General features: G+C 65.8%; 10 protein-coding genes. 5 read left to right on the top strand and 5 right to left on the bottom strand.

Annotation, left to right across the window (positions count from 1 at the left end):
• Nucleotides 1–39 precede the first annotated feature (39 nt).
• The 4 genes from RBJ75_RS04610 to RBJ75_RS04595 are packed head-to-tail and all read right to left on the bottom strand — an operon-like array spanning nt 40 to nt 9,107.
• Nucleotides 40–3,135: an efflux RND transporter permease subunit gene (locus RBJ75_RS04610; RefSeq protein ID WP_044414860.1), complete on the bottom strand. Its 3,096-nt coding sequence runs from the start codon at nt 3,133–3,135 to the stop codon at nt 40–42.
• The gene (locus tag RBJ75_RS04605; protein WP_044414858.1) at nt 3,135–6,260 is read right to left on the bottom strand and encodes a multidrug efflux RND transporter permease subunit; all 3,126 of its coding nucleotides are present in this window, start codon (nt 6,258–6,260) and stop codon (nt 3,135–3,137) included. The genes RBJ75_RS04610 and RBJ75_RS04605 overlap by 1 nt, the downstream gene beginning before the upstream one ends.
• A gap of 53 nt (nt 6,261–6,313) precedes the next feature.
• Nucleotides 6,314–7,669: an efflux RND transporter periplasmic adaptor subunit gene (locus RBJ75_RS04600; RefSeq protein WP_044414856.1), complete on the bottom strand. Its 1,356-nt coding sequence runs from the start codon at nt 7,667–7,669 to the stop codon at nt 6,314–6,316.
• Nucleotides 7,659–9,107, bottom strand: a complete 1,449-nt coding sequence (locus RBJ75_RS04595) for an efflux transporter outer membrane subunit (protein WP_044414883.1) — start codon at nt 9,105–9,107, stop codon at nt 7,659–7,661. The genes RBJ75_RS04600 and RBJ75_RS04595 overlap by 11 nt, the downstream gene beginning before the upstream one ends.
• A gap of 438 nt (nt 9,108–9,545) precedes the next feature.
• Between RBJ75_RS04595 and RBJ75_RS04590 the strand changes: the two genes are divergently transcribed.
• The 5 genes from RBJ75_RS04590 (at nt 9,546) to RBJ75_RS04570 (ending at nt 14,735) form a co-directional block, all read left to right on the top strand.
• Complete coding sequence (locus RBJ75_RS04590; protein ID WP_044414854.1) at nt 9,546–10,859, top strand: NAD(P)/FAD-dependent oxidoreductase; 1,314 nt, start codon at nt 9,546–9,548, stop codon at nt 10,857–10,859.
• 2 nt (nt 10,860–10,861) lie between these two features.
• The gene (locus tag RBJ75_RS04585; protein WP_276156895.1) at nt 10,862–11,770 is read left to right on the top strand and encodes a DUF1365 domain-containing protein; all 909 of its coding nucleotides are present in this window, start codon (nt 10,862–10,864) and stop codon (nt 11,768–11,770) included.
• Nucleotides 11,767–13,074 (top strand): SAM-dependent methyltransferase, encoded by a 1,308-nt coding sequence (locus RBJ75_RS04580; RefSeq protein ID WP_080901163.1) that lies wholly within the window; start codon nt 11,767–11,769, stop codon nt 13,072–13,074. Before RBJ75_RS04585 ends, RBJ75_RS04580 begins: the two co-directional genes overlap by 4 nt.
• Before the next feature lie 100 nt (nt 13,075–13,174).
• The gene (locus RBJ75_RS04575) at nt 13,175–14,212 is read left to right on the top strand and encodes a cysteine synthase A (protein ID WP_044415497.1); all 1,038 of its coding nucleotides are present in this window, start codon (nt 13,175–13,177) and stop codon (nt 14,210–14,212) included.
• A gap of 232 nt (nt 14,213–14,444) precedes the next feature.
• A complete protein-coding gene (locus RBJ75_RS04570) occupies nt 14,445–14,735 on the top strand; it encodes a hypothetical protein (RefSeq protein WP_234707494.1) in 291 nt (96 codons plus the stop codon).
• Nucleotides 14,736–14,844: 109 nt separating this feature from the next.
• Here RBJ75_RS04570 and RBJ75_RS04565 read toward each other — a convergent pair whose 3' ends face one another.
• Nucleotides 14,845–15,237, bottom strand: a complete 393-nt coding sequence (locus tag RBJ75_RS04565) for a NifB/NifX family molybdenum-iron cluster-binding protein (protein ID WP_044415495.1) — start codon at nt 15,235–15,237, stop codon at nt 14,845–14,847.
• Between the last annotated feature and the right edge of the window lie 451 nt (nt 15,238–15,688).

Below are 15,688 nucleotides of genomic sequence, written 5' to 3'. Positions count from 1 at the left end.
CCGCGCGGGGCTTCAACCATGGCGATCGGCGGCGGACGCCTATTCGGCCGGAGCGGCGGCCGGCGCCCGCGCCCATTTTTGTCGCCACCGGTCGATCAGCAGGTAGATCACCGGGGTCGTGTACAGGGTCAGGATCTGCGACACGAACAGCCCGCCGATGATGGTGATGCCGAGCGGCCGGCGCAATTCGGTGCCCGGCCCGACCGCCACCACCAGGGGAAGCGCCGCGAACAGCGCCGCCATCGTGGTCATCAGGATCGGGCGGAACCGGACGATGCAGGCCTCGAAAATCGCATCCGCCGAGGACAATCCGCGGATCCGCTCGGCCTCCAGGGCGAAATCCACCATCATGATCCCGTTCTTCTTGACGATGCCGATCAGCATGATGATGCCGATAAAGGCCACCATGGTCAGCGGCGTGCCGGTGACCTGCAGCGCCAGCAGCGCGCCGAGCCCCGCCGAGGGCAGCGTCGAGATGATGGTCAAGGGATGGGCCAGGCTCTCATAGAGCACGCCCAGCACGATATACATCGCGATAAACGCCGCCAGGATCAGCACCGGCTGCTTGGCGCTGGAGTCGCGGAAATCGCTGGCCTGGCCGTCGAACGAGCCGCGGATGCCTTCCGGCATGTGCAATTCGTCGACCGCGCGCTGGATATTCGCGGTCGCCTCCTGCAGCGGCACATCCGGCAGCGTGTTGAACGACACCGTGGTCGAGGGCATCGATTGCGAATGATACACCGCCAGCGCAGCGAGACCGCGCTTGGCATGCACCACCGCCGACAGCGGGACCTGGGCGCCGCTGCTGCTGGCGACGAAGATCCGTTCCAGGTCCGAAGGGTCGGTCTGGAAATTCGGATCGATCTCCAGGATCACCTGGTATTGGTTGCGCTGGGTGTAGACCGTCGAGATCTGCCGCTGCGAGAACGCATTGTTGAGCGCGTTGTCGATATCCTGAACCCGGACGCCGAGCCGCGACGCGGTGTCGCGATCGATCGACAGCGTCAGTTCCAGACCGCCCGGATCGCGGTCGCTCGATATGTCGGTGATGCCCTCCACGCTCTGCATCCGCTTGCCGACGATCGGCGCCCATTTCTGCAACAGATCGAGATCGGTGCTGGTCAGGGTGTATTGATAGTTGGAATCGCTCTGCCGGCCGCCGCCGCGCAAATCCTGCGCGGCGAACATGAACAGCTTGATGCCGGCCACGGTGCCGAGGTTCTTGCGCATCCGGTCGATCACCTGCTCGGTGGTGACGCCGCCACGCTCCGCCAGCGACTTCAAGTTGATGAACATCACCCCGCGATTGGAGCCGCCGCGGCTGCCGCCGCCCAGCACCGAGCCCACCCCGTCGACCGCCGGATCGGCCATCACGATATCGGCCAAACGTTCCTGCAACTGCTTCATGGCCTGGAACGAGATGTCCGCCGAGGCCCGGGTCGATCCGATCACGAAGCCGGAATCGTCACTCGGAAAATAGCCCTTCGGAATCTTGATGAACATCGTCACCGTCAGCGCGATGGTGGCGACGAACACCAGCATGGTCAGCCCCGGAAACCCCAGCACGGCGCGCAGCGTCCATTCATAGAACCCGACGATGCGCGCCAGCCCGCCTTCGACAAAGCGGTCGAACCAGGTCTCCTTGGCCGAAACCGGCGCGCGGATGTAGTGCGCGCAGATCATCGGCGTCACCGTCAGCGACACCACCGTCGACACCACGATGGCGAAGGTCAGCGTCAGCGAGAATTCGCGCAACAGCCGGCCGCCGATGCCCTCCATGAAGATCAGCGGCGCGAACGCCGCGATCAGCGACAGGCTGATCGACAGCACGGTGAATCCGATCTGCCTGGCGCCATCGAGCGCGGCCTGCATCGGCGCCATGCCGCGTTCGAGATTGCGGTACATGTTCTCGATCATCACGATGGCGTCGTCGACCACGAAGCCGACCGCGATCGCCAGCGCCATCAGCGTCAGATTGTTGACCGAGAATCCCGACAGCCACATTCCGGCGCAGGTTCCGGCCAGCGCCAGCGGCACCGCGATCCCGGCCGCGATGGTCGGCGTCGCCCGCCGCAGAAACACGAACACCACCAGCATCACCAGCATCACGGTCGCCAGCAATGTCCACTGCATGTCGTCGACGCTGGCGCGGATCGTGCCGGTGCGGTCGGTCACCACCGAGATATCGACGCCGGCGGGAATCCACTGCTTCAGTTCCGGCAGCAATTCCTTCACCCGGTCGACGGTCTCGATGACGTTGGCGTCGCCCTGCTTGGTGATCTGGATCAGCACCGCCGGCTGCTTGTTGAACCAGGCGATGGTCCGGCTCGAACGGGTCGCGTCCGACACCGTGGCGATGTCGGACAACAGCAGCGTGCTGCCATTGCCGCTCTTGACGACGATGTCGCGGAATTCGGCCGCGGTGCGCATCTGGCGGTTGGTGGACAGCGTCTCGCTTTGTCGCGCGCCGTCGAAACTGCCGACCGGCCCCAGCGGATTGGCGGCGACGATCGCGGTGCGCACCGCATCGGTGGAGATGCCGGCGGTCGACAGCGCCACCGGATTGAGCGCGATCCGCACCGCCGGCTGGTCGGCGCCCGAGACGGTGACGTCGCCGACGCCGGGGACCTGGGCGATGCGCTGCGCCAGCACGGTGTCGGCAACATCATAGATAGCGCTCGCCGCCATCGTCTTCGAGGTCAGCGCCAGGATGAACACCGGCGACGCGGCGGAGTTGAATTTGCGGAATTTCGGCAAGGTCGGCAGATCACTCGGCAGATCGCTGATCGAGGCGTTGATCGCGGCCTGGACGTCGCGGGCGGCGCGGTCGAGTTCGCGGCCCATCGCGAATTGCAGCTGGATCCGGGTCGAGCCCAGCGAACTGGTCGAGGTGATCTTGTCGAGGCCGGCGATCTCGCCGAGCCGGCGCTCCAGCGGCGCCGCCACCGTGGCGGCCATCACCGAGGGATCGGCGCCCGGCCGCGACGCCGTCACCATGATCATCGGAAAATCGACATTAGGCAGCGCCGCCACCGGCAGGAACACGTAGGACACCATGCCGAGCAGCAGCAGCCCGATCGCCAGCAGCGTGGTGCCGACCGGCCGCCTGATGAAGGGGGCGGACATCGACGCCATCAGGGCGTCTCCCCGGCCGGCTTGGCAATCGGCGGCGCCGGCTCGGCCGGCGGCAGCGCGCGCTCGACCCGGCGATTGAGCCGGTCCAGCGCCAGGTAGATGACCGGCGTGGTGTAGAGCGTCAGCAGCTGGCTCAGCAGCAAGCCGCCGACGATCGAGATGCCGAGCGGAAACCGCAATTCGGCGCCGGTCCCGCTTTCGATTGCCAGCGGCAGCGCGCCGAACAGCGCCGCCAGCGTCGTCATCATGATCGGCCGGAAGCGGAGCCGGCAGGCCTGCACGATCGCCTCATAGGACGACATCCCCTTGTGCCGCTCGGCCTCGAGCGCGAAGTCGATCATCATGATGGCGTTCTTCTTGACGATGCCCATCAGCAGGATGATGCCGATCAGCCCGATCACCGACAGGTCCTGGCCGAACAGCATCAGGGCCAGGATGGCGCCGACGCCGGCCGAGGGCAGCGTCGACAGGATCGTGATCGGATGGATGTAGCTCTCATACAGCACGCCAAGCACGATATAGATCGTCACCAGCGCGGCGAGGATCAGCCAGGGCTGGCCGGCCAGCGATTTGGAGAATTCGGCAGCGTCGCCGCTGTACAGCCCGACGATGGCACCGGGCATGCCGATCCGTTGCTCGATCGCCGCGACCGCCTTCACGGCGTCGCCGAGCGCGGCCCCCGGCGCCAGATTGAAGCTCAGCGACACCGCCGGAAATTGGTCATAATGCGAGATCGCCAGCGGCGCGGTGGTCCGGGTCATGGTCGCCACCGCCGAGAGCGGGACCTGGGCGCCATTGTTGCCGGGCACATAGAGTTTCGACAGCACCGAGGGATCGTGCTGATACTCGGGCATCGCCTCCAGCACCACGCGATATTGATTGGCCTGGCCGTAGATGGTCGAGATCTGGCGCTGGGCGAAGGCGTCGTTCAGCGTGTCGTTGACCGCCTGAATGCTGACGCCGAGCTGGCCGGCGCGCTGCCGGTCGATGTCGAGCGCGGCGCGCAGGCCGCCATTCTGGGCTTCCGACGAGACGTCGCGGAACAGGGGATCGCGGCGCATTTCGGCGACCAGATTGTTGGCCCACAGCCCGACCTGCGCGGCGTCGGTGCCGGTCAATGTGTATTGATATTGCGAGCGGCTCGACTGGGTCGAGATCTGGACGTCCTGCACCGCCTGGAAATACACCGTCATGCCGGGAATCGCCGCGACCCGCTGTTTCAGCCGCGCGATCACCGCGGAGACATCGGCCTGGCGCTCGCCGCGCGGCTTCAGATTCATCACCAGCCGGCCGACATTGGTGGTGGGGTTGACCGAGCCCGCGCCGATCACCGAGACCACGCCGGTGACGTCGGGATCGGCCTTGATGGCGTCGGCGGTCTCGGCCTGCCGTGCCTGCATCTCGGCGAAGGAGACGTCGGGACCGGCCTCGGTGACGGCGGTGATCGAGGCGGTGTCCTGCAGCGGCAGGAAGCCCTTCGGCGCCACCACATAGAGCACCAGCGTGGCGGCGATGGTGACGAAGGTCACCACCAGGGTCGCGCGCTGATGCCGCAGCACCCATAGCAGCGTGCGGTGATAGGATTCCGCGGAGCGATCGATCCAGCCGCTGATCGTCGCCAGGCCCGGGATCTGGCGCTCCTCGCCGGCGTGCTTGAGCAGCCGCGAGCACATCATCGGCGTCAGCGTCAACGACACGATCGCCGACGTCACCACCGCGATGGTCAGCGTCAGCGCAAATTCGCGGAACATGCGGCCGACCAGGCCGGACATGAACAACAGCGGGATGAACACCGCGATCAGCGACACCGTCAGCGAGATCACCGTGAAGCCGATTTCGCTGGCGCCGCTCAACGCCGCCTGCATCGGGCTTTCGCCGTCCTCCATGTGGCGGACGATGTTTTCGATCATCACGATGGCGTCGTCGACCACGAAGCCGGTGCCGATCGTCAGCGCCATCAGCGACAGATTGTCGAGGCTGAAGCCGGCGAAATACATCACCCCGAAGCTGGTGATCAGCGACAGCGGCAGCGCCACGCCGGCGATGATGGTGGCGCGCATCGAGCGCAGGAACAACAGCACCACCAGCGTCACCAGCCCGACGCTGAGCAGCAGGGTGAACTGCACGTCGTGCACCGAGGCGCGGATCGTCACGGTGCGGTCGGAGACCACGGTCAGCTTCACGCCGGCGGGAATCGCGCGCTGCACCTTGGGGATTTCGGCGCGGATCTGGCGCACCACCTCGATCACATTGGCGCCGGGCTGGCGCTGGATGTCGAGGATGACGGCCGGCGTGCCGTTGTACCAGCCGCCGGTGCGGTCGTTCTCCAGCCCGTCGACAATGCGCGCGACATCGCCGATCGTCACCGGCGCGCCGTTGCGATAGGCGACGATGATCGGCTTGTAGGCGTCGGCCGCCGCGATCTGGTCGTTGGCGGCGATGGTGTAGGCCTGCTGGCTGCCGTCGAGCGAGCCCTTCGGACCGGAGACGTTGGCGCCGGCGATCGCGCTACGCAGATCCTCCATCGAAATGCCGTAAGCGGCCAGCCGCGACAGATCGGCCTGCACCCGCACCGCCGGCTTCAGCCCGCCCAGCACCGTCACCTTGCCGACGCCGCTGATCTGGCTCAAGCGCTGCGCCAGCAGCGTGTCGGCGATGTCGCTCATCGCCCGCAGCGAACTGGTCGGCGAGGTCAGCGCCAGCGTCATCACCGGCGCATCGGCCGGGTTGACCTTGGCGTAGGTCGGCGGATAGGGCAGATTTTTCGGCAGGATGCCGGCGGCGGCGTTGATCGCGGCCTGGACGTCCTGGGTGGCGCCGTCGATGTCGCGGTTGAGGTCGAACTGCAGCGAGACCTGGCTGACGCCGAACGAACTGGTGGATTTCATCGCCGTCAGCGACGGGATCTGGCCGAGCTGGCGTTCCAGCGGCGCAGTGATCAGCGAGGCGACCACGTCCGGGCTGGCGCCGGGCAGCTGCGTCGTCACCTGCACGGTCGGGAAGTCGACCTGCGGCAGCGCCGACACCGGCAGGCCCCAATAGCCGAGCAGGCCGCCGAGCAGCAGCGCGATTCCCAGCAGCGAGGTCGCCACCGGGCGACGAATGAACGGTTCCGAGACGCTCATGGCTGCAACCTCATGGCTGCGACATCACGCATGCTAATATTTACGGCCCGGCGTCATGGCTGCGCCGTCTTGGCCGCGCCGTCCGCTGCGGCGCCTTGGCGCTTGCCGCCGTGACCCTCGCCCGATTTTTTGCCCGATCCCTTGCCTGATCCCTGGCCCGCCCCCTTGCCCTCGCCGCGCCGTTTGCGCGCCGGCGGCGCCAGATCGGGCGTCGGCGTCTGCTCATCGCTGCCGATCGTGACCTTGGCGCCTTCGGACAGATTGGCGAAGCCGGTGGTGACCACCCGATCGGTCGGCGTCAGACCCTTAGCGATCACCGCCTCGGTCTCGTTCTGCTGCGTCACCGTCACGGCGCGCGCGCTCACCACGTCGTCCTCGCCGATCACATAGCTGAAGGTGCCGGCGGGACCGCGCTGCACCGCCGAGGTCGGCACCACCAGCGCCTGCGGCAACGTATCCACCTTGAGCCGGACATTGACGAATTGACCGGGCCATAGCTGCAACCGGGCATTGGGAAATTCCGCCTTCAGCTTCACCGTGCCGGTGGTGGAATCGACCTGGTTGTCGATCCCGGTCAGCGTTCCGCTGTCGACCACGGTGACGCCGTCATTGCCGAACACATCGACCGGCAGCGGCGCCTTGGCGGCGGCGGCATTGACCCGCACGATCTGCTGCTGCGGCAGGCTGAATTGCACGGCGATCGGCTGCAATTGGGTGATCACGACGATGCCGGTGGCATCCGACGCCTTGATGATATTGCCCTCATCGACCTGCCGCAGCCCGGTGCGGCCCGAGATCGGCGCCACCACCTTGGTATAGCCCAGCATCACGGCGGCGTTGTCGATCGCGGCCTGATCGGAACGGACCTGAGCCTCGAGCTGCGCCACCGTCGCCTTCTGGGTGTCGGCCTGCTGCTTGGAACCGGCATTGGAGGCGGCGAGCTGCTGATAGCGCGCCAGATCGATCTTTGCATTGGCGAGCTGCGCCTGGTCCTGCGCTTTCTTGGCGACCGCCTGGTCGTATTGCGCCTGGTAGATCGCCGGATCGATCTCGGCCAGCACGTCGCCGGCCTTGACGTCCTGGCCGTCCTTGAAATTGATCGACATCAGCTTGCCGTCGACCTGGGCGCGCACCGTCACATTGTTCAAGGCGCGCACCGCGCCGACGCCGTCGAGATAGACCGGCACATCCTCGACCTTCGGGGTCGCGGCCAGCACCGGCACCGTCAGATTCGGGCGCACCCGGCCGGCGGTCTGCTTCGGGTGGAACGAGGTCCAGGCCATATAACCAAGGCCCCCCAGGATCGCCGCGGTCACCAGCAGCGCCAGCATCCGCCGTCGCGTCCGTGACGCCACCGGCCGAACGTCACTGGCATTCGTCGCTGGCCCCGAATCCGGCCTAAAGAGCATTGACCGACCTCTCCAACTTCGGCTCCCAGCCGCCACCCAGCGCCTGATACAGGCTGACGATCGCCAGCAGCCGCGACAGCTGGGTCTGGATCAGCGCATCTTCCGCCTGAAACAGTGTCAATTGGGTGTTCAGCACGGTGACGATGTCGGCAGTTCCCGCGCGCAATTGCTGCTCGGCCAGGCCGAAGGCGCGCCGCGACGACGACACCACGATGCGCTGCAGCCGCAGCCGTTCGCTGGTCTGGCGGATCGCATCCAGCGCGGTATCGACATCGGCGAAGGCCGACACCACCGTCTTGCGGTAGGTCTGCAGCAATTCGTCCTGCTGCGCCTTGGTGTATTCGAAATTGCCGAGAATCCGACCGCCATCGAAGATCGGCTGGGTCAGGCTGGCGGCGGCGCTATAGAACGCCGCCTGCGGGGTGAACAAGGCCGCCAGCGCCGCGCTTTGATAGCCGCCCTGCCCGGTCAATTGGATACTGGGAAAGAATTGCGCCCGGGCGCTGCCGACATTGGCGGTGGCCAGCGCCAGCTGGGCTTCCTGGCGCCTGATGTCGGGGCGTTGCGTCAGCAGGTCCGACGGCAGGCCAGGCGTCACCCGCGGCGAGCCGATCCGGTTCAGCGACCCGCCGGCGACGCGCACCAATTCCGGCGGACGCGCCACCAGCGTCGCCAGCGCGTTGAGATTCTGCGTTAGGGTTTGACGCAACAGCGGCACCGCGGCGCGCTGATTGGCCAGCACGCTCTCCTGCTGGGCGACTTCCAGATCGCTGCCGGTGCCGGCGTTGAGGCGCTGCTTGAAGGCGTCGAGGATCCGCCCCGCGCTGCCGATGTTGCGCTCGGCGGTGCGGATCCGGTCCTGCGCCGCCAGCACCTGGAAATAGGCGGTGGCGACCGCCGCCATGGTGGACAGCGCGACGACGTCGCGGTCGAACCGGTTGGCGGTGGACAATTGCTCGGCGGCCAGCACGGCGTCGTGATTCTTGCCCCAGAAGTCGATCTCGTAGCTGGCGCTGAGCGACGACGAAAAGGTGTTGAACGTCCGCCCGGAACTGGTGGTGACGCCGCTGGACGCCGTCGAACTCTTCGCCCGCGTCGCGCCGCCGCTGCCGCTGATGCTCGGCAACAACGCCGCGCCGGCGATCCGCGCCTGGGCGTCGGCCTGGATGATCCGCGCGCTCGCCGCGGCAATGTCGAGATTGACGGTCTGCGCCTCCTCGATCAGCTCAGTGAGTTCCTTGGAGCGAAAGCCGCGCCACCAATCCAGCGCCGGCGGCGCCTCGACCGCACTGGCGGCCGCCGCCTTGTAGCCGATCGGAACATCGAGCGCGGGGTCCGGCAGGTCGGCGGTCAGGATGCAGCCGCCGGTCGCCGCCGCAACGGCGAGACCGGCCACCAGCCTGACCGAGCGTACGAAGCCACTCAATGATTTGCTCATGCCCGCGACATTCCGGCGCATCGCGGGGGCGACGGCGGCATGATCCCGTGCCGGGAGCGCGACTGCCGGGAGCGCGACGCCGCACGATCTATTTCACCAGTCAGTTGCGACAGGTTCACAGGAGAACACTTTCATGAAATCAGCACGGCATTGTAGCGACCGGAAGGTGCGCCGCACAGAGGCATCTCCCGCTTCGCGCGCGGCAAAGCCCGGCGCCGATTCGCCGAGGCCCACACGAACGTCTCACAAAGGCATATTTCAAGGGCATTTCATATACTTGACGCCGGTGCCGAATGCGGCGAATCTTACAAAGATTTCATGTCTAAATTCGGCAACGGAGGATTCGTCGGGTCCATTTCCTGAAATTGCGCTGCGAGCCGTCTGAAACTTTGTCGGCGGAGGATCGTATCTCGGGAGCTGGGGTCACGGGGGCTGAGAATGCGCGTCGCAGTTGTTGGAACGGGAATCGCGGGCAACGCCGCCGCTTGGGCGCTGTCGCGCCGTTATCCCGTGACGCTCTATGAGCGCGAGCTGCGGCCGGGCGGCCACAGTCATACCGTCACGGTCGATTATGACGGTATTCCCATCGCGGTCGATATCGGCTTCATCGTCTATAATGAACACAATTATCCCGACCTGACCGCGCTGTTCGCGCATCTGGGCGTCGAGACCGTGGCAAGCTGCATGAGCTTTGCGGTCTCCGCCGACGCCGGCCGGTTCGAATGGAAAGGTGGCGGCTCGACCTGGTTCGACACCGCCAAAGGCCTGTTCGCGCAACCGCGCAATCTGTTGTCGCCGTCCTATCTGCGAATGCTGCGCGACATCTTGCGCTTCAACGAGCGCAGCGTCGCCGATTTCGCCGCCGGGCGGCTCGCCGGGCTGACGCTCGGCGACTATTTCGCGCTGCGTCAATTCGCGCCGCGGCTGCTGACGGATTATCTGGCGCCGATGGGCGCCGCGATCTGGTCGGCGCCCGCCGATCGCATCCTGGAATTCCCGGCGGAAAACTTCATCGCCTTCTTCAACAATCATCGCCTGCTGCATTACGACCGTCCGGTGTGGCGCTCGGTCAAGGGCGGTAGCCAGCGCTATGTCGAAAAGCTGATCGCCGGCAACAAGGAGCGGTTGCGGCTGGGCTGCGCGGTGACCGCGGTCGAACGCACCAAGCAAAGCGTCATCGTCAGCGACAGCCACGGCAACCGCGAGACCTACGATCATGTGGTGATCGCCGCGCATAGCGATCAGGCGCTGGCGATGCTGGCCGATCCCAGCGATGACGAGCGCGGCATTCTGGGCGATATCGGCTATGCGCCGAACCAGGTCTATCTGCATCGCGATCCGCGGCTGATGCCGAAGCGCAAAGGCGCCTGGGCGTCGTGGAATTTCCTGCGCTGGCGCCGCGACGGCACGCCGCTCAACGACGTCGCCGTCACCTATTGGATGAACCGGCTGCAGGGCATCGACGATGCCAGGCCGCTGTTCGTCAGCCTCAACCCGCCTTTCGCGCCGGATCCGGCGCTGACCTTCGGGCAATATCGCTTCGACCATCCGCACTACACCGCCGCCGCCTTCGCCGCGCAAAAGCGGCTCGGCGAGATCCAGGGCCAGCATAACACCTGGTTCTGCGGCGCCTGGACCGGCTATGGCTTCCACGAGGACGGCTTGCGCTCGGGGCTCGCGGTGGCGCAAGCGCTCGGCGCCCCGGTGCCATGGCGCGGGCCGCCGCCCGAATTCGCCCAGGCCGCGGAATAGCCATGCCGCATCCCGCCGAAATCGCCCCAGCGACTGCCGGCCCGGCCGCGGCAGCCTTGTATGTCGGCGACGTGATGCATGCCCGGCTCAAGCCGATGGGCCATCGCTTCAGCTATCGGGTGATGAGCCTGCTGATCGATCTCGGCCGGCTCGATCAGGCCGACCGGCTGTCGCCGCTTTTTGGTGTCGACCGCGCGGCGCTGTACAGCTTTCGCCAATCCGACCACGGCCCGCGCGACGGCTCGTCATTGCGCGATTACGCGCAGCGTTGCGCCACGGCGCATGGCATCGACCTGACCGGCGGAAGGGTGTGGCTGCTATGTTATCCACGCCTGCTCGGCTACACCTTCAATCCGCTGTCGGCTTATTTCTGCTACGCCGCCAATGGCGACCTCGCTTTGGTGATCTACGAGGTCCGCAATACCTTCGGCGACATCCACGCCTATGTGCTGCCGGTGCGGCCAGGCGAGATCAGCGCCGCCGGGCTCCGCCAGGAGCAGGACAAGCTGTTCTACGTCTCGCCGTTCATTGAGATGGCAATGCGCTATCACTTCCGGGTGGCGCCGCCCGGCGACAGCGTCAAGCTACGGATTCTGGAAACCGACCGCGACGGCCCGCTGCTGGCCGCGACCTTCCACGGCTGCCGCCAGGAACTGACCACCAGGGCGCTGCTACGCGCCTTCGCCTCGCTGCCGCTGGTGACGTTGAAGATCATGGCGGCGATCCATTGGGAGGCGCTGCGATTGTGGATCAAGGGCGCGCGCCTGGTGCCGCGCCCGCCCGCGCCGCCGCAGCCAAACTTTGCGAGTGGCCCCCATGATGGCTATGATCGTCATGATCAGTTGAGTGAGAGGGCATTATCGGCAACCGCACCGAAGCCCGGTTCTCGGAAAGGTGCTTCAGTCCAATGAAGGTCGACCAGCAGTCTATTCGCGCGGCCTATGAGACCATTGCCCAGACAGAGTTGCTGTTCGATGGCAGCGTGGACCCGCAGCTGGTCGCGTTGACGCCGGAGAATGTCGATGCCGAACTGGCCGATCTGCCGCGCATCGTCAGGCTGGCGTTCTCATTCGGCTCGCGCTTGCGGCGCGGCACGCTCGACGTCACCCTGCCCGACGGCCGCAAGGTCCGGCTCGGCGGTCAGGAGCCCGGCCCCTCGGCGGCGATGACACTGTATGGCTACGGCTTTGCCTCGCGCCTGCTCAATGGCGGCGATATCGGCATCGCCGAGGCCTATCTACACGGCGAATGGGACACGCCGGACCTGACCCAATTCCTCTATCTGTTCTGCATCAATCACGAATTGATCCAGGCGATGCTCGGCGATAACCCGCTGATGCGCTTCGTCCAGATCGTGCGGCACTGGTTCAACCGCAACACCCGCGCCCAGGCCAAGCGCAACATCTTCGCGCATTACGACATCGGCAATGCGTTCTATTCGGCCTGGCTCGACCCCAGCATGACCTATTCGTCGGCGCTGTTCGAGGAGCACACCCAGGACCTCACCGCGGCGCAGACCAACAAATATCGCCGCCTCGCCGAAGCCATCGATCTGCGTCCGGGACACCGCCTGCTGGAGATCGGCTGCGGCTGGGGCGGTTTTGCCGAATACGCCGCCAAGCATTGCGGCGCCTCAGTGGTCGGCCTCACCATCAGCAAGGAACAGCGCGACTTCGCGCAACAGCGCGTGCAGCAGGCGGGCCTCGGCGACAAGGTCGAGATCAAATTCCAAGACTATCGCGACGAGCGCGGCCAATATGACCGCATCGCCTCGATCGAGATGATCGAGGCGGTCGGCGAGCAATTCTGGCCGCAATATTTCTCACAACTGCGCGACCGGCTGCGGCCCGGCGGGCTGGTGGGAATTCAGGCCATCACCATTCAGGACAAATTCTTCCAGGCCTATCGCCGCGAAGTCGATTTTATCCAGCGCTATGTGTTCCCCGGTGGAATGCTGCCCTCGCCAAATGTGCTGAAATCGCTCGGCGAGAAATTCGGCGTTCCTGTCATTCGCGAGCACATCTTCGGGCAAGATTATGCCAAGACGATCGCGACCTGGAGAGATAATTTCCGCGCCGCCTGGCCGACGCTGACACCGCTCGGCTTCGACGATCGCTTCCGGCGGCTGTGGGAATACTATCTGGCCTATTGCGAGGCCGGATTCCTGTCCGGCAATATCGACGTCCGCCAGGTGGTATTCGCCAAGGCCCGATGATCGCGCCGCCGCGCGGCGCCGTGGGCGCTGCCTTGTGCGGTCGAACGCGCTCCACTAGGCTCGCGCCACCATCCCCAACAATCCGGTAGATCCCCACAGCATGACCATTCATCACGACGTCGTCGCGGCCATCGGCAACACCCCCCTGATCAAATTGCGCCACGCCTCGGAGGCGACCGGCTGCACCATTCTGGGCAAGGCCGAGTTCATGAATCCGGGACAGTCGGTGAAGGACCGCGCGGCGTTGTTCATCATCCGCGACGCGGTCAAGCGCGGGGCGCTGCGGCCCGGCGGCGTGGTGGTCGAGGGAACCGCCGGCAATACCGGGATCGGGCTGGCGCTGGTCGCCAATGCGCTCGGCTTTCGCACCGTGATCGTGATTCCGAAAACCCAGAGCCAAGAGAAGAAGGACATGCTGCGGCTATGCGGCGCCGAGCTGATCGAAGTGCCGGCGGTGCCCTATGCCAACCCCGACAACTACGTCAAACTGTCCGGCCGCCTCGCCGACCAGCTCGCCAAGTCCGAGCCGAACGGCGCGATCTGGGCCAATCAGTTCGACAACATCGCCAACCGCCAGGCCCATATCGACACCACCGCGCCGGAAATCCTGGCGCAGACCGGCGGCAAACTCGACGGCTTCGTCTGCGCGGTCGGCACCGGCGGCACGCTGGCCGGCATGTCGCTCGGCCTCAAGGCCCGCAACGCCAAGATCCGCGTCGCGCTGGCCGACCCGATGGGCTCGGCGCTGTACAATTACTACAAGCACGGCGCGCTGAAATCCGAAGGCTCCTCGATCACCGAGGGCATCGGCCAGGGCCGCATCACCGCCAATCTCGAAGGCGCGGTGATCGATGACGCCTACCAGATCGAGGACGGCGAAGCGGTGCCGATCATCTACGACCTGCTGCTGCACGAAGGCCTGTGCCTTGGCGGCTCCAGCGGCATCAATGTCGCCGGCGCGATCCGGATGGCCAAGGATCTCGGCCCCGGCCATACCATCGTGACCATCCTGTGCGACTATGGCAGCCGCTATCAGTCGAAGCTGTTCAACCCCGATTTCATGCGCGGCAAGAACCTGCCGGTGCCGGAATGGCTGGAAACCCGCAGCACGATCGACGTGCCGTTCGAAACGGCGTGAGGCCGCGCAATCCGATGTGATCGACACGCCCGGCCACCAGTTGGTCGCGAGCCATATGGTGACGCCGGTACTACGCATTTGTCGTTGAACAGCGGCAACCTGCGTCGGCAGCAGCCGCCGATTTGATCGAAATTGCTCGGCACGGTTAACCCCGAAGCAACCGTGCACACAGAACCGGCGCCGTCATCAACTCCGGAGTCATGCCTGCAGACGCATCCTTGCGGAAACAAGGATGCACGACGCCATGCCGATCTTCAGACATTCCTCCGCCGTCGCCCTGGCCTCGCTCGCGCTGCTGTTGGCCGTCGGCGCGCTGTTGGGCGGCGGTGCAAGCGAGCGGTTCGATCCCTGGCTGTACGACCCGGTGACCTACGCGCCGCGGGCCGCCGTAGCCGAGCACGACAATCTCTTCACCGAGGACGCGACGCCCGCCGAACGCGTCAAAGACTTGTTCGACCAGATCGGTACCGGCAAGCCAAAGCCCGCCAAGCGCTACTCGTCGCTGTCGACCGTGATCCGGTAGCGCATGCCGCCGCGGCATGATCGTCGCCGAATTCTGGACTATTTCCTATCTTCCTAGCCGTGTGGGGCGCCGGAAACTCAAAATTCGCCGCGCCCCGCGCGACGCCGCCTCAATGCCGCGAAAACAGATCGCGCAGCCGGCACAGCGAGGTCGTGATGTCGAAGCGCTGGTCTGGCAGCGTTTCGCCGGCAACGAGGCGATCGATGGCGCGGGCCGGATTGGTCTCGCCGGTGAGCATCACGTCGGCGCCGCGCTTCTTCATGTGGCGGACGTAGCCGTCGCCGGCGCTGCTGGCCAGAATGATCTCGACGCCGTCGAGCGGATGCGGGCCGTCGTCCTTGAAGTAGTGCGGCAACTGCTCCTTGGTCAGTTCGATCCGCGCAGGCTCCGGCAGCGGCTGGCCGGCGCGCTGCTGGCTCAGGTCATAGACCAGCCAGCGCGGCGTCTGGCCGGCATGGCCGGTGATGGTAGCCCAGTCCTTGGTCGCAACCGCGATCTTCATGCCCCTGCCTTCCGATGGAAACGCCTCGTTGCCGCTTAGCACACCATCGTTGCGGCGTCCGTCAAGCCGTCGCTTGGTCGTGGCTCGCATGCACCGCAGATACTATTTGACAGGAGATGGTCATCTGATTATATTCCTATCGTCCTGTCCGTGAGGGGCGCTTCTCGAGGGCGCTTGTGAAGCGGGACAGAGCACTTCGCTGGGCAACCAGCGGGGTCAATGGCCGGGCGGAGCCAGCGATGGCGAAGCCCGGTTGGATGCGGCGTCCCGCGCGCGTGCCTCGCAAGCATGCCCCGGGAGGTTTTGGGTCCCCGTCCGGCTCCACTATGAGAGCCTGCCACTGGTTAGTTGGCTGGACGCGGGACAGGCGAACGGCGGGAAACCGTCGGGATCAAGCGGTGCAACGGTATCGCGCCTGTCCCCGGAAGCACGGGCCGAAAACCGAAAATCG

The organism is Rhodopseudomonas sp. BAL398, from assembly GCF_033001325.1.
Lineage (GTDB): Bacteria > Pseudomonadota > Alphaproteobacteria > Rhizobiales > Xanthobacteraceae > JARJEH01.
This window is presented reverse-complemented; position numbering and strand designations above follow the sequence as displayed.